Genomic DNA, 25,070 nt, shown 5'->3' on the forward strand with positions numbered 1-25,070 from the left:
GCGGCGCGGGCTTGCGCCTCATATCTTGTGGGCCGGGACGCCCTCGGCAACAGGCGGGGTGCGCCGTCCACCGAACGATTGCGTGGCCAGAGACTGATGGCTGATATCACCCTGACCGCCCGCGCGGCCAAGCGCATCAACGAGATCATGGGGGCTGAGCCGGCCGGCTCGTCGCTGCGGATCAGCGTCAATGGCGGCGGCTGCTCGGGCTTCTCGTATGCCTTCGACATCGCCCGCACCCGTGAGGCGCAGGACGTCGCGATCGAGCGCGACGGCGCCACCGTCATCGTCGACCCCATCTCGATGGAGTACATGAACGGCTCCACGATCGACTTCGTGAACGATCTGATCGGCCAGTCCTTTAAGATCGAGAACCCGCTTGCCACCGCCTCCTGCGGCTGCGGCACCTCCTTCTCGTTGTAGCGACCCGCCCGGCGCATCCGCGCCGTTGCGTCCATACGACACCGGTGCCGGCACGGTCGCCCGGGCCGGCATGCCTGATTGCCTCGCCTCAAAAAACCCGGCACGGCTAGGGAATTCCCGCGCGAGCCCTGGTCCGGATGCAGCCATGAACCACCCGAAGGCCCGCCTCCGCCTCCGGTCGGCCTGGGCGACAACCGGTATCCTCGTCCTCCTCGGCCTCGCCCCCGCGCCACTCGCCGCGCAGGAGGGCGCCGCCGCCGTCCAGGACGTGACGGTCACCGACGTGGTCATCCCGCTCGGCGGCACGCTGCTGAAGGCCCCGAAGCTCACGGCGAGCGGCACGCGCCTCTCCAAGGAGGATCTCGCGGCGATCCTGCGGCCCGATTCCAACGTGCCCTGGGAGCAGCGGCTCGCCCGGCTCGATGCGGGCAGCCTCACCGTCCCGGTCCTGACCTCCGAGAATGCGGATCCCGGCGACAACCGGCAGACCGTCACCTACCGCGATGTGGTCGCCCGCGACATCCGCGCCGGCCGTGTCGGGGAACTGACGGCGGCCGGCGCCACGGTCAGCTCCGTCGCCGGGCCGAACCGCGGTTCCGGAACCTACGGGCAGGTGCGCGCCACAGATCTGGATCTGGCGGCCCTCAGCCGGCTGTACACGGTTCCGGGCGACGGCAAGGGACCGGTCCAACGGGTCTACGGCACCATCCAGGTCTCCGACGTGACCTATTCCGACGCGCGCGGCACGACCGTGAAGATCGCACGCCTCGACGGGCGTGATCTCGGCGGCCGGCAGATCCCCGACGGCTGGAGCGGCGCCTTCGCGATCGTGGCCGGCGGTTTCGATGGCTCCAGCGACCGGCGTCCCCTGGCCGCCGCGGCGGCTGATCTCATCGCCGCCACCGCCGTCGGCAGCCTGGAGATGCAGGGCCTCAGCGTCAGCGACTCCGATCCGAAGGGGCCGGTTCTGTTCGAGATCGGCCGGGCCGCCTACACCTCCGCCGGGTCGGAGGGCACCACCGTCCTGGACAACCTGGCGCTGTCGCGCGGCAGTCTGCGTGTCCATGTCGGTCGCCTCGCCGTTCTCGGGACTTCGCTGGTGCCGACCGTCGCGGCCCTCCAGGGGATCGCCGCCGAGCCGACGGCCGGGCCCGGCTTCTCCGATATCGAGATGCGCCGCCTGACGCCCAAGCTCGGCAACCTGACCCTGAGCGACCTGTCGATCGAGCTGCCGCCGGAGGGCGAACCCGAGCGGGCGCCGCCGCGTGATGGTCGGGCTCCGGCCCGCGGCGGCCTCTCCGATACTGGCCGGGCGGGGCCTGGCAGGCCGGCAGATCCGAGGACGGGCGACACCGCCGCCGACCCCCTCGCCCTGTCGGTATCGCCCCGGCCTGTCCGCCGGATCGCCCTGCGCGAGGCCACACTCGCTCTGGGTGCGCCGAATGACGGCGTGCCCAGCGCGACCCGCCTCAGTCTCTCCGGCCTCAGCCTGCCGGCGGATCTCGTGGCGGGCGCGCCGATCATCGGCATGCTGCCGGTTTACGGGTACCGGGATCTCGACCTCGACCTCGTGGCCGACGCCACTTTGGATGAGAAGGCCCGCGACCTCGCCCTGCGCGAGGTGACGGTGTCGGGTCGCGACATCGGCACCGTCCGGCTATCCGGCACGCTGGGCGGTATCGGGCCCGAGCTGTTCTCCGGCACCCTGCCGGCCGCGACCATGGTGATGTTTTCGGGAAGCGCCAAGGCCCTCGACCTGACGGTGGAGAACGCGGGCCTGTTCGAGCGCTTCCTGGCCGCGCAATCGAAGGATCTCAGCCTCAAGCCGGACGAGCTGCGCAAGGAGTACGTCACCGCCAGCCTGCTCGGCGTGCCGATCATCCTGGGCAACAGCGCGGCCGCCAAGGGCATCGGCGCCGCCATGGGCCAGTTCGTGATGAAGCCCGGCAAGCTCGTGGTCCACGCGAAGTCCAAAGAGCCCGCCGGGATCGGTTTCATCGATCTCGGCGCGGCGCGCTCGCCGGCGGCCGTGCTCGACCGGCTGGACGTCGAGGCGAAGGCGAACTGAGGCGACCGTGACCGGTCTCCGGGCTTTCGCAGCCGGAAGACCGGCCTGAGGAGGCCCCATGCGCGTCGTCCGTCTCGCGAAGGCTGCGCTCGCCGCCGCCCTGGCGCTGACCTGCATGCCGGTCGTGTATGGCAACGTCGCAGACGTTGCCGCCGCGCGATCTGGCCTTCGGCCGGTCGGGTAGATTCCCGTCTCGCCGATCGGGCTTGGCTCTCGAACTGGACCGAGCCGAGACAGCCCAAGGCTGAAAGCTGCCGCGCCGGCTGTCGGAGCGTTCGTCGTCGACCGCGGAACGGCCTGCGTTGAACGTCGCTGCTCAAGCGATCACGCAGGCCCGTTGCGGAGGTTACAGCGCGATGATCTCCGGATGCTGCGCTGCGAGGTTCGCCCGGGTCGCCTCGGCCCAGGCGCGGTCGCGTTCCCGGCGCGGTCGATCGAGGGACACGGCGGCGATGAGACCCGCCGGACGCCGGGAGACCAGCAGCAGACGGTCGGCGATCCCGATCGCCTCGGCGACGTTGTGGGTCACCATCAGGACGCTCATGCCGGACCGATCCACCGTATCCACCACGAGGCCGCGAAGCGCGGCGGCGGCGGCATCGTCGAGGGACACGAAGGGCTCGTCGAGGACCAGCACCCGCGGCCCGTCGGCCAGGGCCCGCGCCAGTGCCACGCGGCGTTGCATCCCCAGGGAGAGCGCCTTCGGATAGCTGGCCCGCCACGCTGTCAGGCCGAGCTGCGCGAACAAGCCGTCAAGGTCGAGCCCGCGCCGCGCCCGAGGGAGCCCGAGGCGGACATTGTGCTCGACGCTGCGCCAGGGGAGCAGCCGCGGCTCCTGGAAAACGATACCGGCCCGCTCCGCCCCGGAGACGCGTCCCTCGAACGCGGTATCGAGGCCGAGCAGGATCCGCAGCGTCGTGGTCTTTCCGGCGCCCGATGGCCCGATCAGGCAGACGATTTCCCCGGCTGCGACCTCGAATTCGAGGTTGCGAACCGCCTCGACCGGTTCGGCATCGCGCGGCCGATACCATTTCGACGCGATCGCGACCTGAAGAACGGGCTCAGCGCCAGCGACGGACATAGGCTTCGAGCCGCTGCAGCAGGAGGACGTCGATGCCGATCATCACGGCCATGAAGACGAGGCTGTAGCCGATGATGGCCGCCACGTCGGTGCTCTGGACGAAGTAATAGTTGATCGCGAAGCCGACTCCGTCGGGACGACCGAGCAGTTCCACCACCAGCACGATCTTCCAGGCGAGGGAGAGGCCGGACCGCGCCGCCGTGACGATGTAGGGCTGGAGCTGCGGGATCAGGAGGTCGCGGGCCCAGGTGAGCCGGTCGAGCCGATAGGCGCGGGCCATCTCGTCGAGGCCGGGATCGAGATTACGGGCCCCTTCCCGGACAATCACCGCGACATTCGGGAGCTTGTTGAGGACCACCGCCAGGATCGCCGCGGTCTCGGTGAGCCCGACCCAGACATAGGCCAGTACGGTGATCACCAGGGCCGGCGTGTTGAGGAGGACGAGAAGCGGCGTGTCGAGCGTGAGATCGGTGACCTTCGAGCGTCCGAGCGCGACGCCGAGGACGACGCCGAGAAGCATCGCCACCGTGAATGAGATCGCTACGCGGAGCAGCGTCATGCCGACATTGTGTGCGAGGTCGCCGCGCTCCGCCTCCTGAACGATGAAGCGCAGCACCGCCAGCGGCGCCGGCAGCAGGCGCGATCCCGCCTCGAGTGCAGCCAACTGCCAGGCTGCAAGGAGCACGACCAAAGACGCGATGCGGGTCAGCACGCCCAGGCGATCCCGAGTGTCTGGACCGCTGCAACGGTGGCCCGCTGGGCCGGCGCATCACCCATTGCGACCGGTGTAGTACAGGTCGGGAGGCAGTGCGTCGCCCTTTCCGACGAGGCGCGCTCCGCCGAGCCGCGCCATCACGGTGTAGAGTTTCTCGGCATCGGCGCGCTCCTCCGCCACGGGGCGCCGCGGGATGCCGGCGAGGAAGTTGCGCTTGAGCGCCTCGAAGGTTGCATCGTCCTCGGCCGCCATCAGCGGGCGCACGATCTGCCACGCGGTCGGATCCGAGGCCAGGATGTCCTTGGCCGCCCGCGACGCCCGCGCGAAGGCCGCCACGGCAGCGGGCTTCTCCTTCACGGTGGTGTCCTGGAACAGGTAGCCGATCAGCGCCACGTCACCGGGGACGCCGAGGGCGTGCATGATGTCCTCGGCACCGACCAGTTGGCGAAACCCCTTCGCCTGAAGGCGGGCGCAGTAGGTCCAGTAGGTGAGCGCTGCGTCGAGGGCGCCCTGCTCCAGCTTCAGCGTGATCAGCGGGGGCGCGCCGTAGGCGATCTCGGCTTCGCGCTCCAGGTCGATTCCGGCCGCGTCCTTCGCCTGCGCCCGGAGCAGCAGCCAGTTCTTGTCCAGGGGACCGCCGGCCACCCCGAGGCGCTTGCCGGCGAGATCCTTGAGGCTCTTCACCGCGCTCCCGGCCGGTACCATCACGCCGCCCTCGGAGGTCGAGTACGGGATGAAGCGCACCGCCTGCCCGTCATTGCCGAGGCGGGCGGCCCAGAGCAGGTCGCCGATGATCGTATCGACCTGTCCTCCGATGAAGCTGATGCGGGCCGCGTCGTTGCCGGCGAGCTTCACGGCATCGAGCTGAAAGCCGTTGTCGGTGTCGAGGCCGCGGGCCTTGATCACCGCAGCCTCCCAGGTCGACGTCCCGAAGGGCAGACTCCCGAGACGGATGGTCGGCACGTCCGCGCGCGCCGCCCGCAGGCCGAGGCCGCCCAGCAGGCCGCCGGCGAGCATCGCGCGCCGTGACAGCATCACGCCTTCTCCCATCGTATTTCGCAGTCTTCGACGGCGGTAGACTGACGTGCCGCATGAACGGGACGCCATTGGAAAAAGGTCATAGGGCTCACACCGGTTTCCGTCCACCGTGCGGAACACGCTTGCGCGCAACCGGCTGCGGCGGCACCCTCGACCGAGACGCCATCAGGGGAGACATGCGATCATGACCGAGCGACGCGAGGGAGTTCTGGACGAGGCGACCGTGGAGGCGCGGCTGAAGGCCGAACTGCCCGCCTGGCGCCTGGAGGATGGCTGGATCCGCCGCACCTACAAGACGGCCGGCTGGAAGGGCACGCTGATGGTGATCAACACCGTGGGTCACCTCGCCGAAGCAGCCTGGCATCATCCCGACATCACGGCGTCCTATGCCTGGGTCGAGGTCCGGCTGATGAACCACGCCGCCAAAGGCATCACCGAGAAGGACTTCGCCCTCGCCCGGAAAATCGAGGAGGTCGTGTCCTGGCAGCCGGCCCTGGAGGGACAGGGCCTCGAAGGGACGCCCACGGATCCGCGCTTCGCCTACATCAAGTACGACAAGTAGCCGCGCGGCGCGGGCGTCACTGCGGGTCCTTCACGCGGCGGCACTCGGTCTTGAGGTAGGCGGTCTTGCCGATCTCGTCGCGGCGCTCGGTGCGGGCGATGATCTCCTGCCAGCCGGTGGCGCATCCGAGCTCGTTGGCCACTCGGATCTTCCGGACCTCAAGGGCCTGGTCGTCCGTGCAGGCGTCCTGTGCGAGGCCGTTGGCGCAGACCAATACGACGGCGATGAAGGCGTTCATGGATGGGGCGGTCCTCGTTCTCGCCGCACCCTACGCGCCAAGCGACCGCAAGGTTTCCGATGACGGGCTACGGCCCGCGATCAAGCTTTCGTCACGGTCGGCCCGCCCTGAGGGGGCGGAGGGGCGGGCCGACCGTTTCTCGCAGCACCCGCGGGCGCTGCGATCGCGTGAGCCGGGCGATCAGCCGGCGTGGGCCGCCGGACGGGCGCCCGCATCCGGGCGGATGCGGTAGCAGCCGATGTAGAGGGCCGGCAGGAACAGGAGCGTGAGGAAAGTCGCCGCCAGGATCCCGCCGATCATGGCGAAAGCCATCGGGCCCCAGAAGACCTCCCGGGCGATCGGAATCAGGCCCAGACTCGCGGCGGCTGCCGTCAGCAGGATCGGCCGCATGCGGTGGTGGGTCGCCTCGAAGACCGCTTCCCAGGGGGCCATCCCCTCGGCCCGGAACTCCTCGATCTGGCTCACCAGGATGACCGCGTTGCGGATGATGATCCCGATCAGCGCCAGGATGCCCAGGATGGCGACGAAGCCCATCGGCTTGTCGAACAGGAGCAGGGCCGGCACGACGCCGATCAGACCGAGCGGCGCCACGGTGAAGACGAGGATCATCCGGCCGAAGCTCTGGAGCTGCATCATCAGCAGGAACGCCATGGCGAGCAGCATGACCGGGACGACGGCCGCGATCGGGCCCTGGCCCTTGGCGGATTCCTCAACGGCGCCGCCGGTCTGGACGGTGTAGCCCTCCGGCAGCGCCTTGATGAAGGCGTCGATGCCGGGCTGCAGAGCGGCCACGATGGTGGCCGGCTGGGTCGCGTCGTGGATCGTGGCGCGCACCGTCACGGTCGGCAGACGGTCGCGGCGCCAGACGATCGGCTGCTCGAGATCGTAGCCGATCCGTGCGAAGGCGAGCACGGGGACCACGGTGCCGTTCGCGAGACCGACCTGCAGCGATTGCAGGGTGTCCAGCGAAGACCGCTCCACCGCGCGGGCACGGCCGACGACGTTGACCAGATAGATCGAGTCCCGGACCTGCGTGATCGCCTGGCCGCCCTCGATCCCGTTGAGGATCCCGGCGACGTCCTGGCTGGTGACGCCGAGCTGACGCGCCTTGTCCTGAAGGATCTCGACCCGCAGCACCTTGCCGGGCTCGTTCCAGTCGAAGGTCGGCACGTCGAGCCGCTTGTCGCCGGCCACCACGTTGGCGAGGTCGAGCGAGAGGCGGCGCACCGTCTCCATGTTCGGGCCGCTGAGGCGGTACTGCACCGGTCGGCCTACGGGCGGTCCGAGGCTCAGGGGCTGCACCAGCACGTCGGTGCCGACGAAGTCGCGCAGGGCGATGGCCTGGAGACGCGCCATCACGCGGTCGCGCACCTCGAGCGACTTCGTGACGATGACGATCTGACCGAAGAAGGCGTTGGCGAGCTGCTGATCGAGGGGCAGGTAGAATCGGACCGCGCCCTGACCGACATAGGACGACCAGCTCGACACGTCCGGATCGCCCTTCAGGTTCGTCTCGAACCGGTCCATCTGCGCCCTGGTCTCGGCGATGGTGGCGTTCTGCGGGAGGGTGAGGTCGACCAGCACCTCGGAGCGGTCCGAGGACGGGAAGAACTGCTGCTGCACATGCCCCATCCCGACGATGGCGGCCGCCATCAGCGCGAGGCAGACCACCACCGTCGTCCAGTGCCAGCGCATGGCGACGCGCAGGGCCGCCATGAACAGGCGCGTGAAGATGCCGCGCTTCTCCGTGTGGTGCTTCATGGTCTTCGGCAGCAGCGTGACGCCGACGAGCGGGGCGAACAGAACCGCCACGACCCACGATACCAGCAGCGATGCGGCGATCACCACGAACAGCGAGTAGGTGTATTCGCCCGCGCCGGAGCCGTTGAAGCCGATCGGCAGGAAGCCCGCCACGGTCACCAGCGTTCCGGTCAGCATGGGGAACGCCGTCGACGTGTACGCGAAGGTGGCGGCCTTGCGCAGCGTGTCGCCCCGCTCCAGCCGCGCGACCATCATCTCGACGGTGATCATGGCGTCGTCGACCAGCAGGCCCAGCGCGATGATCAGCGCGCCGAGCGAGATGCGCTGCAGGGTCACGTCCATGATCTGCATGACCACGAAGACGATCGCCAGCACGAGGGGGATCGACACCGAGACGACGAGGCCGGCCCGGATGCCCAGGCTCACGAAGCTCACGGCCAGCACGATGACCACGGCCTCGACCAGCGCCTCGGTGAAGCCGCCGACCGCATGCTCGACCTGCTTGGGCTGATCCGAAACGAGGTGGACGCCGACGCCCACCGGCAGCGTCGCCTCGATCCGCCGCATGCGCTCCTTCAGCGCTTCACCGAAATGCAGCAGGTTGGCGCCCGGACGCATCGCGATGGCCAGCCCGATCGCGGGCTTGCCGTCCACCCGGAACAGGGGCGCGGGCGGATCCTCGTAGCCGCGGCTGATCTCGGCGATGTCGGCAAGACGGAAGAAGCGATCGTTCACCCGCAGATTGAAGTCCTGAAGCGAGGCTTCGGAGGCGAAGGAGCCGCTGACCCGCAGCGAAATGCGCTCCGGTCCGGCCTGAACGACCCCGGATGCCGAGACGGCGTTCTGCGCTTGAAGCGCCTTGATCAGGGCCTGGAGATCGATGCCGTAACCGGCGAGCTTCCGGGTCGAGAAATCGAGATAGATGGTCTCGTCCTGGGTGCCGAGCAGCTGCGTCTTGCCGATATCGGGCACGCGCAGCACATCGGTGCGGATGCTCTCCACGTAGTCGCGCAACTGCCGGTGGGTCAGGCCGTCGGCCGTGAAGGCGTAGACGTTGCCGTAGACGTCGCCGAACTCGTCGTTGAAGAACGGCCCCTGCACACCGTCCGGGAACTGGCTCTTGATATCCCCGAGACGTTTGCGGACCTGGTAGAAGGCGGGCTGGACCTCGCCCTTCTTCAGGGTGTCGCGGAAATTCACGAAGACTGTGGAGGATCCCGGGGTCGTGTAGCTGCGGACGTAGTCGAGGCCGTTGAGCTGCTGGAGTTCCTTCTCGACCCGGTCGGTGACCTGATCGAGGGTATCCTTGATGGTCGCGCCCGGCCAAGTCGTCTGCACGACCATCGTCTTGATGGTGAACGGAGGATCCTCCTCGCGGCCGAGGCGGCTATAGGCCATCACGCCCGCCACGAGCGAGACCAGCATCAGGAACCAGACGAACGAGCGGTGCTCGAGCGCCCAGTCGGAAAGGTTGAAATCCTTCACGCAAAAACCCCGTGCGGCCGGATCAGACGGCGCCGTTGGCCAGGCGCACGGCCTGGCCTTCCTTGAGGACATGGACGCCCGCGACCACGACGCGTTCGCCGGCCTTCAGCCCATCGACGACCGCGATGCGACCGTCCTCCGCGTTGTCCCGTGCCGCCGCTACGGTCACGTCGCGACGCGACACGGACTTCCCGTCGGCGGACACGACCCAGACCGAGCGGCGGCCGCCGTCCTCGAGCAGTGCCGATGCCGGCAGCAGCACGGTGGGCGAGACATTCCGCGTCAGCGACACGTTGATGGTCGCGCCGAGCCGGAAGGCCGGGCCGGGCTGGTCGAGGCTGATCCGGATGCGCTTGGAGCGCGTCCCCGATTCGGCGAGCGGCGCGATCTCGCGGACGCGCCCGCGCGCCGTGAGCTCCGGGGCGCTCTGGAGAGCGACGGTGAAGATGCCGTCCGCCGGCAGCGCTCCGACATAGACCTCGGGAATGTCGACCACGGCCTCGCGAACGTCCGGCCGTGCCACGGTCACGACACCCTGGCCGGCGGTGAGCACCTGGCCGACTTCGGCGAGGCGCTGGGTCACGACACCGTCGAACTCGGCCTTCAGCTCGGTGTAGCCCATCTGGTCGCGGGCCTTCTGCAGGCTGGACAAGGCCTGGTCCACCCGCGCCCGGGCCGTCTCGCGCTTGGCAACCGCTTGGTCGAGCGTGGCCTGGGCGACGCTGTTGCCCGACATCAGGCGCCGGGTCCGCGCCTCGGCGGCCTCGGCGTTCTCGGCCTGCGCCTTCGCATCGGCGAGGTCCGCCTCGGCACGGGTCAGGTCGAAGCGTGTCACGATGGTGTCCAGGGCCGCGAGGCGCTGGCCCCGGGTGACGAGGTCGCCGATCGTCACGTCCCGCGCCACCATGCGGCCGGGAATCTGGAAGCCGAGCTGCGCCTGATAGCGCGGCTCGATCGTGCCGGCGAAGGGCCCGAACATGACGGTGTCGCTCGGCACGACCACCTGCGTGAGCACCGGACGTATCGGGGCCGCTGCCGCAGCTTCGCCGCCCTCCTCGCCGTGCCCGTTGCAGGCCGCCAGCGCTGCCGCGACGAGGGTCAGGGCGAGATACGTGTGCGCCTTCACGGGCGAGCTCCGATCTCGGCGGCCGCGACGGTCTGACCGGGGCGCAGGAACTGGATGCCGGCGACGACCACGCGCTCGCCCGGCTCGACGCCGCGCTTCAGCGCGATGATGTCGGGCCCGAAGCGGTCGATCTCGACGGCGCGGACCGAGACTGTCCGCCGGTCGGGGTCGTAGATCCAGACGGACGGTTGCCCGTCGTAGCGGTACAGCGCCGACCAGGGCAGGATCACCGCTTCATGGGGCGCGAAGCGTCCGCGGCCGACCACGACGGCACCCAGCCCCATCGCGGCCGGAGTCGATTTGAGTCCGATCTTGACCCGCACCGTGCCGCTCGCCGCATCCACCGTCGGCGAGATCTCGCGCACGGTCCCGACCGCGGTGATCGCCGGATCCGACTGGAGCGCGACCGCAATGGTGTCGCCCGCCGGCGGCTGGGCCAGCAGCGATTCGTAGACATTGAAGACCGCATCCCGGGGGCCGTCCTGCGCAATCACGAGAACGGTCTGCCCCGATTGGACCACCTGGCCGACCTCGAAGCTCCGGCTGGTCACGACACCGGCCACGCCGGCGCGCAGTTCCGTATAGGAGAACTGCTCCTGCGCGGTTCCCAAAGCGGCCTTCGCCGAATCGACGGCCGCCTGTGTCGTGCGCAGCTCCTGCTCGGCATTGTCGTAGGTCGAGCGCGTGGTGAAGCCGCCGGCAAGAAGTTGCTTCTGGCGCTCGAAGGACATCTTGGCCTGGGTCAGGAGTGCCTCGGCCGAAGCGAGGGCGGCTTTCGCGTTGTCGAGATTCGCCTGCTGGGTCAGGGGCTCGAGAACGGCGAGGACCTGATTGGCGGTGACGTGATCCCCGACCTCGACCCGCCGCTCGGCCACCTTGCCGTTGGTCCGGAACGAGACGTTGACCTGCGCCTGGGCCTGGATGTCGCCGGTCACCACGACCTCGAGCGCCTGAGGCGTACGGCGTGCCTGCACCACCCGCACGCGCGCCATCGCGGGATCGAGCGCGGCGTCCGGTTCGGCCCGTGCGCACCCGATCGACGCGAGCGCGGTTAACACCAGTATAACGGATGGGGGTGGACGGAAGACGATGCGGCTCATGCGATCGACCGTGTCGGCGCGGCTCGTGCGAAATGCGTGGCGCGTTCCTACGCCATCCGTTACATACCGTCCAGACGGTTTTTAGTGCAGGTCAGCGATGCAGGTGAAGCGACAACGGCTGGCGGCCCGGCCCGAGATCATCCTTGAGGCCGCCGCCGCGGTGCTGCTCAAGGCGGGCGTGCGGGGGTTGACGATCGACGCGGTTGCCGCCGAGGCCGGACTAAGCAAAGGCGGGGTTCTGCACCATTTTGCGTCGAAGGATGCGTTGGTGGTGGCTCTGGTCGCCCGCAAGCTTGCGGATGTGCGCGAGGAAATCGCGGCATGCGCTGCGGCGATCCCCGCCGGCCCGTCTCAGTTCCCGAAGGCGATGGTGGCGCATGTGCGCGGGCATTATTGCGAGGACAACGAATCCGCGCGCGCACTCCTGCTGGCCTCGATGGAGTCGCCGGAGGCGCAGAAGGGGTTCCAGGCCTTCGTGGTGGATCAGCTGGATCAGCTCGGTCAGATCGACGGCGCCCGTCCGGGCGAGGGTTCCGTCCTGTTCTTCGCGATCCTCGGCCTGTTCATGAGTCGGGCCCTGGGCTTCCACCAGCTCGGCGAGGATTCGCTCGTGCCGATGCTCGACGCCCTCGATCGTATCGCGAGCCGGACCGACGGCTGAGATTGCGCGCTCAGACCTGAAAGGCGAGAACCGCCCGCGTGCCCGGAGATCCGGGAGCATACGACAATGCCGAGCGCAGGTTCGACGCCATCGCCCGCACGATCCGTGAGCCGAGCCCGGTGCCGCGGATCTCACCCTCTCCGGTCCAGCCGATTCCATCATCCTCGACGGCGAGCCGCACGGTGTCGGCGGCATCGCACTCGATCGCCACGCGGATCTCGCCCGACGTGCCGACCGGATAGGCGTACTTGTACGCGTTGGTGACGAGTTCGGTTACGACCACGCCCACCGAGACAGCCTTGTCCGTCGAGAGGCGCACGGGCGCCGCCCGGAGCCGGATGGCATGATCCCGCCCGCTCGCCCGCATGGCCGCCTGCAATTCCTCGACGAGGCTCTGCAGGTAGGCGTCGAGCTCCACGGACTCGACGTCGTCCGAGGTGTAGAGCCGCCGATGGATCCCGGCGATCGCCGAGATCCGGGCCTGCATCTCGTCGAGTGCAGCCTTGGCAGCCGAATCCGTGACGGCGTTGCGCTGCATATGCGCCAGGGCCGCGACGAGGGCCAGGGAATTGGCGACGCGATGGTTGACCTCGCGCAGAAGCAGTTCGGCGCGGTCGCGCGCCTCACGCACCTCCGCTTCGGCGCGTTCCTTGTCGCGCCGCAGGCTCTCCTGCCGCAGCGCCGTGGCGACGGCCTCGCCCAGCAGCTCCCGGAACTGCCCCTGAACGTCCTTCCAGACGTAGTCGACCGCGCCGGCCTTCAAGGCCGCGACGGCGACGCGGCTGTCCTCGGAGCCGGTCACGTAGATGACCGGGGGCGCCTCAGGCAGGGCACGGATTTCCGGCAGCAGATCGAGCCCGGTCTGGCCGGGCATGTGATGGTCCAGGGCGACGGCATCGATACCGCCCTGCGCCAGCCGTGCCAGCCCCGCGGCGCCGTCGGGACAGATCTCGACCGCGTAGCCCCGGGCCTCCAGGGCGCGCCGGACCAAGCGACCGAGGCCTGGATCGTCGTCGATGTAGAGGATGCGTGCCGCCGCGGCGGTCCCGTCCCCGCTGACACGCCCGGTGCTCATGGGTTCTGGGGAACCTGCATGACCGAGAAGAACAATCCGAGCTGACGGATCGCGTTCGCGAAGCCGTCATAGCTGACCGGCTTGGTGATGTAGACGTTGGCCCCGAGATCGTAGCAGCGCTGGATCTCGCGGCTGTCATCCGTGGTGGTCAGCACAACCACCGGGGAGCGCCGCGTATGTGGGTTCGCCTTGACCTTCTCCAGGATGTCGAGGCCGGTCATGTCGGGCAGGTTGAGATCGAGCAGGATCAGCAGATGCCGCCGAGCACTCGCCTCGCCGGTGCCGTCCGCGCCGAACAGGTAGTCCAGCGCCGAGGTGCCGTTCCGGAACGGGACGATCTCGTTGTTGACGCCGGCGCGACGGATGTTGCGCTCGATGAGGCGCGCATGCCCCTCGTCATCCTCGATCATCACGATGCTGACAGGATGCACGGGCGGGCTCCACGCTCATTCGGCGGCGATGGGCGCCGGTTCGGGGTCTATCTGGACCGCTGTAGCCGGAGCGCGGGGCAAGGTCACGTCGAACGTCGTGCCGATGCCGAGTTCCGAACGGACCTCGATCCGGCCGCCGAACGAGCGCACCAGGGCTTTGACATGGGCCAAGCCTATTCCATCGCCCGGGCGATCCTGCAGGCCGGAGCGTCGAAAGAGTTCGAAGACGCGGGCATGATCCCGTGCGGCGATCCCCCGGCCGTTATCGGCGACGGAGAAACAAACCCGCCGGTCTCCGACGGCCGTGGCGGTCACGGTCACGCGTCCCGGCCGGCTGGGGTCGAGATACTTCACGGCGTTGTCCAGCAGGTTCCCGAAGACCTGCTCGACGGCCACGCGATCGGCAACGATCGTCGGCAAGTCGGGGGCGATCGTCACGGTGGCGCCCGTGGCCTCCGTCTGGTGCCTCTGGGCGTCCGCCACGCCGCGCAGCAGATTCGTCATGTCGAGGAGCTCGGGGGAAAATTGCCTCCGCCCTTCTCGGGAGAGCTTCAGGATGGCGGCGATCAGCCCTTCCATCCGGTTCACCGCCGCCTTGATGAAGCCGAGCGCCTCGGCGAGATCGCCGTCGAGCCGCTCCGCCTCCGGGTGCCCGCGAAGGGCCGCCTGGATCTCGGTCCGGGTCGCCTCCAACTCGCTGGTGAAACCCATGACGTTGACGAGCGGCGCGCGCAGGTCATGGCTCACGATATAGGCGTAGCGTTGGATCTCCTCGTTGGACTCGCGCAGATCGGCTTCGGCCTGTCTCTGTTCGGTGATGTCCGTATGGACGCCGACCCATTCGCGGATCGCGCCGCGTGCATCGAGCACCGGAATGGCGCGGATCGCGAAATGTCGCCATGATCCGTCGCGGGACCGGACCCGGTGTTCGTGGACGTAGGTTTGTCGCGCCCGGACGGTTGCGTTCCAGCTCTCGATGGAGGCCTGCACGTCGTCCGGATGCACCGCGTCGGCCCAGCCGTAGCCCTGGTACTCCGCCCGCGTCTGGCCGGTGATCGCGCTCCAGCCGGGCTGGTCGCCGAGCATCCGGCCTTCGGCATCGTTGGTCCACAGGACGCCACGCACGGCCTGCACCGCGGCTCGAAACCGTGCCTCGCTCGCCAGCAATTCGCGTTGCACCCGCTGCTGGTCCAGGGACGAGGCGAGGATCGCCAGGAACAGGATGAGGAAGGTCGCGCCGGCGACGTAGAGCGCGAGATTCTGCTGGCCCTGCACGCTCGTCATCGCATGGGCGGCGTGGGGGGCGCCTTCATCGACGGTGATCGTCGCGGCGGCCATGCCGGTGTAATGCATGCCGGCCACGGCAACCCCCATGACGCAGGCCGCGACAAGCTTCTGCCAGACGCCGTGCTGGTGAAACGAGAGCCACAAGGCCGCGGTCGCCGCGGTCACGGCGATCGCCACCGAGAGCGCGATTATGGGCCGATTGTAGGAAAGGTCGCCGGGGATCCGAAGCGCCGCCATGCCGGTGTAGTGCATGCCGGCGACCCCCAGACCCATCAGCACGCCCGCCACGAGGATGCTGCCGAGCCCCTCCCCGGTCCGCTCCACCCACAGAAAGCCGGCGCCGGTGGCCGCAACGGCGATCGCGAGGGAGAGGAGGGTCAGGCCGATGTCGTAGGTGGTGGGCATGCCGGTTTCGAAGGCCAACATGCCGACGAAATGCATCGACCAGATGCCGCCGCCCATGGCGAGCGCAGCGCCGGTGATCCACGGCCAGCGGGGGCCCGCCGCGACGGGCCCTCGGATGCGACTGCCCAGATCCAGCGCTGTGTAGGACGCAAAGATGGAGAGGCCGATCGACAGGGCGACGAGCGCCGGATTGTAGCCTGTATGGACCATCGACTGGGATCGACGTGTGGAGCGCGCAGATCGGGATGTATCCTGAGCCCTCGAAGCGCGCCATCGGGAATCGAAGGCCCCGTGGTCTCCCGCAGCCAGGATCGTGAGCGCGGGGCCGACCTGCCGGTCGGCTGCGGGTGGCGCGACGTGGCGGAAGCCCGGGCCTTCCCGTCGCCGCGGCGATCGCGCATTGTCCCGCGCGGCGGCCTTCGGCCTGTCCCGACAGGTTGCGGCAAGCAGGAGGAGCGACGATCCATCGTGGCCCCCGCCCGAGCCGAAGATCCGCCGCCCTGACGCGGGGTCGCGGTGGAGGGGGAGCCCAGATGCGGGCCCGATCCGGGCAACCCGACGGCCGGGCCCCGAACGACCCTGGGCGCCGCCGCCGGCGCGCCCATAGACTGCGTAGAAAAATCCGCGTTCGCCAGACCGCGATGGCCTCATCGGTCGCGCGCGCGCGTTCTAGAGTTCCGTCGATCGCTCATCGCGAATGCAGGTTCATGAACGGACACGCTGCGGCACGACTTCCGGACGACCTGCGCGACGCCCTGGCGCGGACCCTTTACGATCACGACCGTCCGGCGGGCGAGGCGTGCGCGGGCTGGGAGGCCGCGGATTTCGAGAGCCGTCACCCGGGTCTGCGCGAGCGCTATCGCCGCTCCGCCGACGCCCTTGCCGACGGCCCGCTCGCCGAATGGCTTCTGAGCCGCCTCGCCGACGAGGAAGAGTTGCGGGTGCTGCGTCGGCAGCGGATGTCGCCGGAGCGGGAGCGCGAGCTTCTGGAGGCCAACAACCGTCTTCTCGCGCGCGCTGAAACGGCCGAAGCGGCCCGGGAGGCGGCCGAGGGAGCGCTCGCCACGCTCCGCCGCGAGCGCGACGTTGCCCGGGAGGCGGAGGCGTTCTGGCAGCAATTCGCCTTCGATGCCGACGATCTCGCGACCCGCCGCCTCATCGAGCAGACGGATGCGCGCGCCGAGGCCGAGCGCCGGGCCATCGCGGAACGGTGCCGAAGGGAGCGCGCGGAGGCGGCGTTGCGCCTGTTCGCCGACCGCGCCGACGTGATGCCGAAGGAAGGCTGGGCCTCGGAACTGGCCCAGGCCAATCGCGACATACCGCTCTGGTGGTTTCACGCGGCGCGCGTCGCCCTGGACCCGCCGGATCTCACCCGGCCAGCCGAAGACGGAGAGGGTTGAGACCCTCAGGCGGCGGCGGACTGCTTGGCGGACTGGTCTCGGAACAGCGCCGTGCATCCGGAACCGCGGTGCATGCTCAGGATCGACGCGCGGTCGATCTCCGGGTGCGACTTGAGCACGTTCTGGACGCAGGCCAGGACACGCTCGTACTGCGCGGCATCGTAGTTCGGCTCGAGCGGACTGACCGCGATGTAGGTCTCCACGACGAGGACGCGCTCGGCGCGGTCTCGGGCGACGTCGACGGCGATCCAGGAGGATTTGATCAGGCTGGTGCTGGCGAGCATGGGCGTTCCTCGTGCAGCGTTGCGACTTTAATCCCGCGGCGGCGGGCCAATTTTGGCGAAATCATGGACCGCCCGGCCGCGAATGCCAAGGGGCGCTCCCACTTGGTCCGAGGCTGCAAGCTGTCTGTTGAGCGCCGCGTCTGGCCGGCTTACGCTTCGTCACGGGCCGCCATAGGCCCGATCCACAATCGGCACTCGCATCCGGCGAATGGCATGTGGTATACAAATTCGAGGACTCGTCACCCAGGGTCCGAGTGACGGTGTCGCGACACGACGAGACCGCGCATTGGGAGGGATAGCAGACATGATCCGTTCGAGGATGAGAGGTCCCTGCCCCGGCGTCGCGCGTTGCCCGTCACCGACCCGTGCAGGCAGCTTGCCGGCATTCCGCGCGGCCTGAGCCGCCCTCCGACATTCCCGAATCCAACTCCAGCTCCGAGACCGATCATGACCAAGGCCCTCGAAGGCGTCCGCATCCTGGACTTCACCCACGTTCAATCCGGCCCGACCTGCACGCAGCTCCTGGCTTGGTTCGGTGCAGACGTCATCAAGGTGGAACGGCCGGGCGTCGGCGACGCCACGCGTCAGCAGCTTCAGGACATTCCTGACGTGGACAGCCTCTATTTCACGATGCTGAACCACAACAAGCGCTCGATCACGCTGGATTCGAAGAATCCGAAGGGCAAGGAGGTCCTCTGGCGCCTCATCAAGGAATGCGACGTCCTGGTCGAGAACTTCGCACCCGGCGCGCTCGCCCGCATGGGCCTCACCTGGGAGAAGATCCACGAGGCCAACCCGCGCATGATTCTGGCCTCCGTGAAGGGCTTCGGTCCCGGCCGCTACGAGGACTGCAAAGTCTACGAGAACGTCGCGCAATGCGCCGGCGGCTCGGCCTCGACCACGGGTTTCCGGGACGGTATCCCGATGGTGACGGGGGCGCAGATCGGTGATTCCGGAACGGGTCTGCACCTCGCGCTCGGCATCGTCACGGCGCTGTATCACCGGACCCAGAGCGGCCTCGGCCAGAAGGTCGACTGCGCGATGCAGGACGGCGTGCTCAACCTGTGCCGGGTGAAGCTGCGCGATCAGCAGAGGCTCGAGCACGGGCCGCTGAAGGAATACAGCCAGTTCGGTGAAGGCATCCCGTTCGGCGAGGCGACCCCGCGCGCCGGCAACGATTCCGGCGGCGGTCAGCCGGGCCGCATCCTGCGCTGCAAGGGCTGGGAGCAGGATCCGAACGCCTACATCTACGTGATCACCCAGGCCGCCGTGTGGGAGCCGATCTGCGACATCATCGGCGAGCCGAGCTGGAAGACCGACCCGAACTACGCCACGCCGAAGGCCCGACTGCCGCATCTCAACGAGATCTTCACGCGGATCGAGGCGTGGACGATGAAGGTGTCCAAGTTCGAGGTGATGGACACGCTGAACAAGTACGACATCCCCTGCGGCCCGATCCTGTCCATGAAGGAGATCGCCGAGGACGAGTCGCTGCGGAAGACCGGCACGATCGTCGAGGTCGACCATCCGACGCGCGGCAAGTACCTGACGGTGGGCAACCCCATCAAGCTGTCGGCGAGCCCGAGCGACGTGAAGCGCTCCCCGCTGCTCGGTGAGCATACCGAGGAGATCCTGCGCAGCGTGCTGGGCTATTCCGAGGCCGAGGTCGGTGAAATCTCCGAGTCCGGCGCGATCGGCGTCGTTCAGAAGATCGCCGCAGAGTGAGCGGCGTGCGGCGATCCCGGGCTCCGGCCTGGGTTCGCCGCCGTCGTGTCCGGGGCCGCACCGTCCCGGACTTCGGATGACGCCGTCCGACCAACGGGGCACGACCGTTCGCCGCCGCGCCCCGCGCTCCGACCGTCCCTTTCCCGGGCCGCCATGGGCCCGGTCGAAGCCCAGGAGATTGCATGCGCATCGCCTTCATCGGCCAACAGGATTTCGGCAAGGCGGTCCTGGAGGCGTTCCTCAAGCGAGGCGATGAGGTCGCCGCGGTGTTCTGCGCGCCCGAGAAGCCCGGCGCCAAGCCGGACGTCCTCAAGACCGCGGCGGTCGAGAAGGGGTTGACCGTCTTCCAGTTCCCCAGCCTGAAGAGTCCCGAGGCCGAGGCCGCGATGCGCGGGCTCGATGCCGACATCGGCATCATGGCCTACGTGCTGCAATTCGCGCCCCAGAGCTTCGTCAATATCCCGAAGCACGGCACCATCCAGTATCATCCGAGCCTGCTGCCGCGGTATCGCGGCCCGTCCTCGATCAACTGGCCGATTGCCCGCGGCGAGCTGCAGACCGGCCTCACGATCTTCCGGCCCACCGACGGGCTCGATGAAGGGCCGGTGATCCTGCAGAAGACCTGCCCGATCGGCGCCGATGCGACGCTGGGCGACGTCTACTTCGACAACCTGTTCCCGATGGGCGTCGAGGCGATGCTCGAGGCGGCCGATCTCGTCGTTGCGGGAGAGCATGTCGAGATCGACCAGGATGAGGATGCCGCCAGCTACGAGGGCTGGTTCCGGGGGGCGGAGGCAGAGATCCACTGGTCCGCCCATGCCGAGCAGATCTACAACCTGATCCGCGCGGCCAATCCGGCGCCGGGCGCCTGGACGACGCTCGACGGCAAGAAGCTCCAGATCTTCGATTCCACCCTGCATCGGGTCCGTAAGCTCGGCGATGTCGTGGGCAAGCCCGGCGAGGTGATCGCCATCGACGACGCGGGGTTCAGCGTTTGCGCGCAGGGTGGTCGGATCGAGATCCGCAAGGTCAAGGCGGAGGGCGGCAAGAAGATCGCGGCCGCCGCGTTCGCCCAGGAGGTCGGGCTGGCGGTCGGGCAGGTGCTCGGGCGGTAGGATGCCCGCGCCGGCGGTGGAGCGCATCCGACCTTAGACGGCGCGGCGCCCGACCGATCCCGCGGGGGCCTCTCGGCTACGCGGTCGTTGAGCCTGTGCTCCCCGCCGCATTCAGCCCATAGCCGCGAAAGCGCTCGACGGTGATGCCGATCTCTTCATCGGACAGGATGATCGGCGTCCCGATCTGCCGGGCGACGGCGTATTGCTGGCAGAGGGTCTCCAGCTCGACGGCGAGCCAGAGGGCCTTCTCCAGATCGGTGCCGGCCGCGATCATGCCGTGGTTGGCGAGGAGGCAGACGTTGCGATCGGCCAGCGCAGTCAGGGCTAGGTCCGAGAGTTCAGCGGTGCCATAGGGCGCATACGGCGCGCAGCGCACGCACGGGCCTCCGAAGGCGGCAATCATGTAATGGATCGCCGGTATCGCCTGACCGCACATGGCGAAAGCGGTGCAGTAGACCGGATGTGCGTGGACCACCGCACCGAATTCCGGACGGGACACCAGAATGTCCCGATGGAAGCGCCATTCCGAAGAGGGCTTCTGATCCGGCGGGTGGGTGCCGTCGAATGCCATCGGGACCACATCGTCCGGTCCCGTCCTGTCGGTGGGCATGCCGGAGGGTGTGATCAGGAGCCCATCGCGGAACCGCACCGAGACGTTCCCCGACGTCCCGCGGTTCAGCCCCTGGGCGTCGAGCGCCCGTGCCGCCGCCACGACGCTCTCCCGCGCGATCCGCTCGTCCCTATCCATACCCGATCTCCGGAAGGCCCGGTCCCCGGTATGCAGGAAGCCCGGCGCCGTAAAGACGGCGCCGGGCTCATTCTCGTCGGTTCGTGTCGCCTGGACCGCGCTACTGGGCCAGAACCGGCGCGAGGCTCGCCTCGGGCTTCTTGGTATAGGCGGCCCGCATCGGCTTCAGGACGAAGAGCGCCAGCAGAGCCGCGACGATGTTGAGGGCCGCTGCCGCCAGGAACACCGCGTGCCAGCTCCCGGTCATGGTCGTGAGCACGCTGGTATAGGGGACGATCAGCGCCGCCGTGCCCTTGGCCGTATAGAGCAGACCGGCATTGGTGGCGGCGTATTTCGAGCCGAACGTGTCTCCGCAGGTCGCCGGGAACAGGGAGTAGATCTCACCCCAGGCAAAGAACACGAGACCGGTCAGAAGCACGAAGGCGATCGGGTTCTGGCCGAACTGGCTGAGCGCGTAGATGCCCAGGCCTTCGATCGCGAAGGACAGGAACATCGTGTTCTCGCGGCCGATATGGTCGGAGACCCAGCCGAAGAACGGACGCGTCACGCCGTTGAGCACCCGGTCGAGCGTGGCCGCGAAGGTCAGCGCCGGCAGCGTGATCCCGAGCAGCGAGACCGGAACGTCGGCGATCTTGAAGTCCTTGGCGATCGGGCCGAGCTGCGCGGTGGCCATCAGGCCGCCGGCCGCCATCATGACGAACATCGCGTACATGACCCAGAAGATCGGCGTGCGGACCATCTCGGAGGGCTTGTAGTCGCGCTTCGACTGGCTGACCCGGGCGATCTCCGGAACCTGCCCCTTCGCGGGCGACCGCAGGAACAGGGCGATGAGCATCACGATGACGCCCTGCCCGATACCGAAGTAGAAGAACGCCGCCTCGTAGCCCTGCGACTTGATCATGGCCTGGATCGGCACGACGGTCAGGGCCGAGCCCGCGCCGAAGCCCATCGCGGTGATGCCCGCGGCGAGGCCGCGGCGGTCGGGAAACCACTTCAGCGAATTGCCGACGCAGGTTCCGTAGACCGCACCGGCGCCGGTGCCGCCGATCGCGGCCGCGATGTACAGCACGGTGAGCGAGTCGGCGTAGGAGTTGATCACCCAGGCGATGCCGCAGAGCAGGCCGCCGAACAGCGTGACGATCCGCGGGCCGTACTTGTCGACGAACCAGCCCTCGATCGGGACCAGCCACGTCTCGGTGACGACGAACAGCGTGAACGCCACCTGGATCGCCGCGCGATCCCAGCCGTGCCGCTCCTGCATCGGGTTCACGAAGAAGGTCCAACCGTACTGCATGTTGGCGATCATGCACATGCAGACGACGCCGAAGGCGAGTTGCAGCCAGCGGCCACGCCCCGCCGGTTTGACGATCTCGGACATACCCATCCCTCCTTGGCAGTATTATTGTTGGGGTCTGTGCTCAGACCGGCTGTATGCCCTGCCGCGGCCCAGCTTGGCAGAACAAGATGACCGGGATTCTTCGAAAAATTCTTGGCCCGCAGGCAAATAAAGTCTCAAGTACTCGAGCATCCGCATTGAACTCAGCAGCGCGGGACTGATGGTCGACGGTATGCCAGCAGGATGCTGCTGGTATCCCTCCGGTCTGTCAATCGAACCGGCATAAAAATACACGTTTCGATGCTGGGATTAAAACCGATCGGCCGAACGTGCGGTCAAAACGGGGGATGGGGAGCCGCGCCTGCACAACTTCCACGAGGCGAAAAGTCGGCAAAGGTCACAGGTCTGTGGGGCCGCCCCGCAATTGACTAGGATCTGGCCAAGGTTTGGGTTAGTCCGCTTGGGAGCGCACGACAGAGAATGCGTGCGAGACATCATACGTGTGAGCTGACTGGACGAGGGATGTCGAATTCCGAACCGCTGAGCGTGAAGCCCATCGTCGCCAGCTCCAGTCTCCGGACCTTGGCCTACGAGGCGCTCAAGACAGCCATCACCAACATGGACATCTACGGACGTCCGGACGAGGTCCGCCTCGACGAGCGGAAGCTGTCGCAGGATCTCGGCGTCAGCCGGACGCCCGTGCGCGAGGCGCTGACGGTTCTGGAGCAGGAAGGCTTCGTCCGGTCCGAGGCGCGGCGCGGTGTCTTCGTGATCAAGAAGAACAAGCGCGAGATCGTCAGCATGATCCACGCCTGGACGGCGCTGGAAAGCATGGCGGCTCGCCTCGCCTGCACCCGCGCCACCGATGCCCAGCTTCGCGCCCTGCGGGAGTCCTTCCCGGAATTCTTCGAAGGACAGCCCTCAGAGCACATCGATGAGTACTCGGACGCGAACATCCGCTTCCATCAACGCATCATCGCTCTGGGACACTGTGATGCGATTGCCGATCTGACCAGCAATCTCCTGATGCATGTGCGGGGCATCCGCAGCACGGCGCTCCGGCAGGGCGACCGGGCCGAGCGTTCGATCCGGGAGCACGTCGCCATCATCTCGGCGCTGGAAGCCCGAGATGCCGACCTGGCAGAGCGTCTCGTGCGCGAGCATGGCCTCGGGCTGGCTCAGCACGTCGACACCTACGGCGACTACCTGGACTGATCGGCGTCGAGGCCGTCCCACAGGGTCCTTTTCCACCTACAAAGCCTCGCCGACCGCATCGGGAATTGTCGGCGAGGGCCGCACGGTCGTGCGCGTCGGCTGCGACAGCACCGACCGACCCGGTGCTCAGAACCCCGACCGAGCGCTGGTCACCAATTAAATCGCGCACAAACATTGCCGCACTGCAAAAATTTTGAAAGGCGCGCAGTCCCTCTGCTCCCCTCTCAACTGCGAGCGTGGCGCATGCGAGGTGTGGCTTCTGTGTGGAACGAGGGCGCATCTCCGTCCTCCATGCATAGGCCGCATGAACGGTATTCGTTATCTGGCATACCAGTTTGCGGGGCGGCATGACATCTCTCGCACCGCAACATATTGCGGTGCCCGGCCGCCCTGGAGAGTCCGATGATCGCCAGCTTCCTCGCCATCTTTGTCGCTTTCGCCGTTTGCCAGGCGCTGCTGACCGTGAAGTTCGCCGACTTTCTGAGCTCCGAGCGCACGTCCGGTCGTTCGACCGTCGCACCGACCGGCGACGTCGCCTCCGCCAAGCTGGCCTGACGCGATCCGTCGATGTTTCGGTGAGGGCGCCGAGCACGGTTAACGCTTTCCTCAAAACTTGCGCGTAGGGTAAATGGATCGTTGACCCTGCGGGCGAGGAGCGACCGCGTTGGCCCTCGGCGCCGCATCGCGATTCTCGGACGGCCCCTACGTCCTTCTGATTTCGGATCGCCCATCCGAGCAGAGAGCCCTTGAGCGCGCGATCGCGCTGGTGATGGATTGCCGGGCGCTCTCGCCGGGCGCGCCGATCCCGGCCGAGCGGCCCCACCTCGTGGTTCTGGATCTTCCACCGGTCCAAGCCGCAACGTTGCGGACCACTCTCGACCGGTACAGGCCGTCACTCCCGCTCCTGGTTCTCGTACGCGGCGAGCCCATGGCGGGTGCGTCCAACCTCCGCCAGCTCCCCGCCGCGGCACCGCGCCAGATCGTCCTGGCGAATGTCTTCGCCATGATCGAAGAGGCGACGCGGTCGGCCGAGGCGCGTCGGCGACAGCTCGCGGAGCGCGTCACGGGTGCCACCGCAATCGTCGCGGACCTGTTCGACAGCGCCGCCCTCGGCGCCCGACTCCGCCGTGCCGACGTGGAGCGGGGAACCGAGCTGGTCCTCGCTGCCGTTTCCGAGGTCGGCATCGGTGCGTGGCTCGCCGAAGTCTGGCGCCACGAGATCGGCGTCTATCAGCACACGCTCGGCGTCGCCGGACACGCTGCGACCTTCGGCGCGCAGATCGGCCTTAATCGGACCGACCTCGCGCGACTGGTTCGATCCGCGCTGCTGCACGACATCGGCAAGTCGCGCATTCCGGTCGAGATCCTCAACAAGCCGGGGCCGCTCAATCCTGAGGAGATGCGGCTCATGCAGCGCCATCCCGATATCGGCGCCGACCTGCTGGTCGCTCAGGGTGAGTTCGAGGCGGCAATCATCGATGTGGTCCGTCATCACCACGAGCGCCTGGACGGCAAAGGTTACCCCGACGGCCTGGCCGGCTCGGCCATCTCGGACCTCGTGCGCATTGTGACGATCTGCGACGTGTTCTCGGCCCTGACCGAGCGGCGCACGTATCGGCAATCGGCGACCCCCGCCGACGCCCTGGCGACGATGGTCGGCGGCACCGGTCATCTGGACCTGGATCTCCTCCGCGCCTTCGCACCCTCGATGCTGGCCGGCATGTCCCTGGCGGCGTGATCACGCCGGGTGCGTGGCGCGTGTGCCACGCGCGAGTGCGGCATCGTGCGGGC

23 protein-coding genes are annotated in these 25,070 nt (G+C 68.2%); 10 read left to right on the plus strand and 13 right to left on the minus strand.

Annotation, left to right across the window (positions count from 1 at the left end; all coding sequences use genetic code 11):
* The first annotated feature begins 96 nt into the window (after positions 1-96).
* Together MCBMB27_RS10615 and MCBMB27_RS10620 are read left to right on the plus strand one after the other, a co-directional pair.
* Positions 97-423 (plus strand): HesB/IscA family protein, encoded by a 327-nt coding sequence (locus MCBMB27_RS10615; RefSeq protein ID WP_043349135.1) that lies wholly within the window; start codon positions 97-99, stop codon positions 421-423.
* A gap of 145 nt (positions 424-568) precedes the next feature.
* On the plus strand, positions 569-2,491 hold the full coding sequence (locus tag MCBMB27_RS10620) for a hypothetical protein (protein ID WP_075380381.1): 1,923 nt from the start codon (positions 569-571) through the stop codon (positions 2,489-2,491).
* A 346-nt stretch (positions 2,492-2,837) separates the two neighbouring features.
* On the opposite strand, the gene MCBMB27_RS10625 is transcribed toward MCBMB27_RS10620, so the two are convergent.
* From MCBMB27_RS10625 to MCBMB27_RS10635, 3 genes are read right to left on the minus strand one after another with little or no spacing between them, the layout of a single operon-like run.
* Positions 2,838-3,572, minus strand: coding sequence for an ABC transporter ATP-binding protein (locus MCBMB27_RS10625; protein WP_075380382.1), 735 nt, complete (start codon positions 3,570-3,572; stop codon positions 2,838-2,840).
* Positions 3,553-4,290, minus strand: coding sequence for an ABC transporter permease (locus MCBMB27_RS10630; RefSeq protein ID WP_043349142.1), 738 nt, complete (start codon positions 4,288-4,290; stop codon positions 3,553-3,555). Before MCBMB27_RS10630 ends, MCBMB27_RS10625 begins: the two co-directional genes overlap by 20 nt.
* A gap of 51 nt (positions 4,291-4,341) precedes the next feature.
* Positions 4,342-5,322 (minus strand): ABC transporter substrate-binding protein, encoded by a 981-nt coding sequence (locus MCBMB27_RS10635; protein ID WP_043349145.1) that lies wholly within the window; start codon positions 5,320-5,322, stop codon positions 4,342-4,344.
* Between the two features lie 187 nt (positions 5,323-5,509).
* Between MCBMB27_RS10635 and MCBMB27_RS10640 the strand changes: the two genes are divergently transcribed.
* Complete coding sequence (locus MCBMB27_RS10640; protein WP_043349148.1) at positions 5,510-5,887, plus strand: 4a-hydroxytetrahydrobiopterin dehydratase; 378 nt, start codon at positions 5,510-5,512, stop codon at positions 5,885-5,887.
* A gap of 16 nt (positions 5,888-5,903) precedes the next feature.
* Here MCBMB27_RS10640 and MCBMB27_RS10645 read toward each other — a convergent pair whose 3' ends face one another.
* From MCBMB27_RS10645 to MCBMB27_RS10660, 4 genes are all read right to left on the minus strand, one after another.
* Positions 5,904-6,125, minus strand: a complete 222-nt coding sequence (locus MCBMB27_RS10645) for a hypothetical protein (RefSeq protein WP_075380383.1) — start codon at positions 6,123-6,125, stop codon at positions 5,904-5,906.
* 180 nt (positions 6,126-6,305) lie between these two features.
* The gene (locus MCBMB27_RS10650) at positions 6,306-9,371 is read right to left on the minus strand and encodes an efflux RND transporter permease subunit (protein ID WP_075380384.1); all 3,066 of its coding nucleotides are present in this window, start codon (positions 9,369-9,371) and stop codon (positions 6,306-6,308) included.
* A gap of 22 nt (positions 9,372-9,393) precedes the next feature.
* Positions 9,394-10,497, minus strand: a complete 1,104-nt coding sequence (locus MCBMB27_RS10655; protein WP_075380385.1) for an efflux RND transporter periplasmic adaptor subunit — start codon at positions 10,495-10,497, stop codon at positions 9,394-9,396.
* Complete coding sequence (locus MCBMB27_RS10660) at positions 10,494-11,597, minus strand: efflux RND transporter periplasmic adaptor subunit (protein WP_091955060.1); 1,104 nt, start codon at positions 11,595-11,597, stop codon at positions 10,494-10,496. Before MCBMB27_RS10660 ends, MCBMB27_RS10655 begins: the two co-directional genes overlap by 4 nt.
* Before the next feature lie 97 nt (positions 11,598-11,694).
* Between MCBMB27_RS10660 and MCBMB27_RS10665 the strand changes: the two genes are divergently transcribed.
* Positions 11,695-12,258, plus strand: coding sequence for a TetR/AcrR family transcriptional regulator (locus MCBMB27_RS10665; RefSeq protein WP_043351415.1), 564 nt, complete (start codon positions 11,695-11,697; stop codon positions 12,256-12,258).
* Between the two features lie 10 nt (positions 12,259-12,268).
* Here the strand turns inward: MCBMB27_RS10665 and MCBMB27_RS10670 are convergent, their stop codons facing one another.
* The 3 genes from MCBMB27_RS10670 to MCBMB27_RS10680 are packed head-to-tail and all read right to left on the minus strand — an operon-like array spanning position 12,269 to position 15,666.
* Positions 12,269-13,333, minus strand: coding sequence for a sensor histidine kinase (locus MCBMB27_RS10670; protein WP_051975973.1), 1,065 nt, complete (start codon positions 13,331-13,333; stop codon positions 12,269-12,271).
* Positions 13,330-13,743 (minus strand): response regulator, encoded by a 414-nt coding sequence (locus tag MCBMB27_RS10675; RefSeq protein WP_043351430.1) that lies wholly within the window; start codon positions 13,741-13,743, stop codon positions 13,330-13,332. The genes MCBMB27_RS10670 and MCBMB27_RS10675 overlap by 4 nt, the downstream gene beginning before the upstream one ends.
* A gap of 36 nt (positions 13,744-13,779) precedes the next feature.
* Entirely contained in the window at positions 13,780-15,666 is a 1,887-nt protein-coding gene (locus tag MCBMB27_RS10680; protein ID WP_075380386.1) for an MHYT domain-containing protein, read from the minus strand.
* 431 nt (positions 15,667-16,097) lie between these two features.
* Between MCBMB27_RS10680 and MCBMB27_RS10685 the strand changes: the two genes are divergently transcribed.
* Positions 16,098-16,856 (plus strand): hypothetical protein, encoded by a 759-nt coding sequence (locus MCBMB27_RS10685; protein WP_236952945.1) that lies wholly within the window; start codon positions 16,098-16,100, stop codon positions 16,854-16,856.
* A gap of 5 nt (positions 16,857-16,861) precedes the next feature.
* On the opposite strand, the gene MCBMB27_RS10690 is transcribed toward MCBMB27_RS10685, so the two are convergent.
* Entirely contained in the window at positions 16,862-17,140 is a 279-nt protein-coding gene (locus MCBMB27_RS10690; RefSeq protein WP_043380811.1) for a hypothetical protein, read from the minus strand.
* Between the two features lie 447 nt (positions 17,141-17,587).
* Here MCBMB27_RS10690 and frc point away from each other — a divergent pair, with 447 nt between their 5' ends.
* The gene (gene frc / locus MCBMB27_RS10695) at positions 17,588-18,865 is read left to right on the plus strand and encodes a formyl-CoA transferase (RefSeq protein ID WP_043351422.1); all 1,278 of its coding nucleotides are present in this window, start codon (positions 17,588-17,590) and stop codon (positions 18,863-18,865) included.
* 182 nt (positions 18,866-19,047) lie between these two features.
* On the plus strand, positions 19,048-19,980 hold the full coding sequence (locus tag MCBMB27_RS10700; RefSeq protein WP_075380388.1) for a methionyl-tRNA formyltransferase: 933 nt from the start codon (positions 19,048-19,050) through the stop codon (positions 19,978-19,980).
* A gap of 76 nt (positions 19,981-20,056) precedes the next feature.
* Here the strand turns inward: MCBMB27_RS10700 and MCBMB27_RS10705 are convergent, their stop codons facing one another.
* Both MCBMB27_RS10705 and oxlT read right to left on the minus strand, forming a co-directional pair.
* On the minus strand, positions 20,057-20,728 hold the full coding sequence (locus MCBMB27_RS10705) for a class II aldolase/adducin family protein (protein ID WP_043351426.1): 672 nt from the start codon (positions 20,726-20,728) through the stop codon (positions 20,057-20,059).
* Positions 20,729-20,828: 100 nt separating this feature from the next.
* Positions 20,829-22,106, minus strand: a complete 1,278-nt coding sequence (gene oxlT, locus MCBMB27_RS10710; RefSeq protein ID WP_075380389.1) for an oxalate/formate MFS antiporter — start codon at positions 22,104-22,106, stop codon at positions 20,829-20,831.
* 480 nt (positions 22,107-22,586) lie between these two features.
* Here oxlT and MCBMB27_RS10715 point away from each other — a divergent pair, with 480 nt between their 5' ends.
* The 3 genes from MCBMB27_RS10715 (at position 22,587) to MCBMB27_RS10720 (ending at position 25,017) form a co-directional block, all read left to right on the plus strand.
* Positions 22,587-23,279, plus strand: coding sequence for a GntR family transcriptional regulator (locus MCBMB27_RS10715; protein WP_043357745.1), 693 nt, complete (start codon positions 22,587-22,589; stop codon positions 23,277-23,279).
* 402 nt (positions 23,280-23,681) lie between these two features.
* Positions 23,682-23,834 (plus strand): hypothetical protein, encoded by a 153-nt coding sequence (locus MCBMB27_RS30205; protein ID WP_167380416.1) that lies wholly within the window; start codon positions 23,682-23,684, stop codon positions 23,832-23,834.
* 109 nt (positions 23,835-23,943) lie between these two features.
* On the plus strand, positions 23,944-25,017 hold the full coding sequence (locus tag MCBMB27_RS10720; protein WP_043357744.1) for an HD-GYP domain-containing protein: 1,074 nt from the start codon (positions 23,944-23,946) through the stop codon (positions 25,015-25,017).
* Positions 25,018-25,070 lie beyond the last annotated feature (53 nt).

It is taken from the genome of Methylobacterium phyllosphaerae, from assembly GCF_001936175.1.
In the GTDB taxonomy this organism is placed as follows: domain Bacteria; phylum Pseudomonadota; class Alphaproteobacteria; order Rhizobiales; family Beijerinckiaceae; genus Methylobacterium; species Methylobacterium fujisawaense.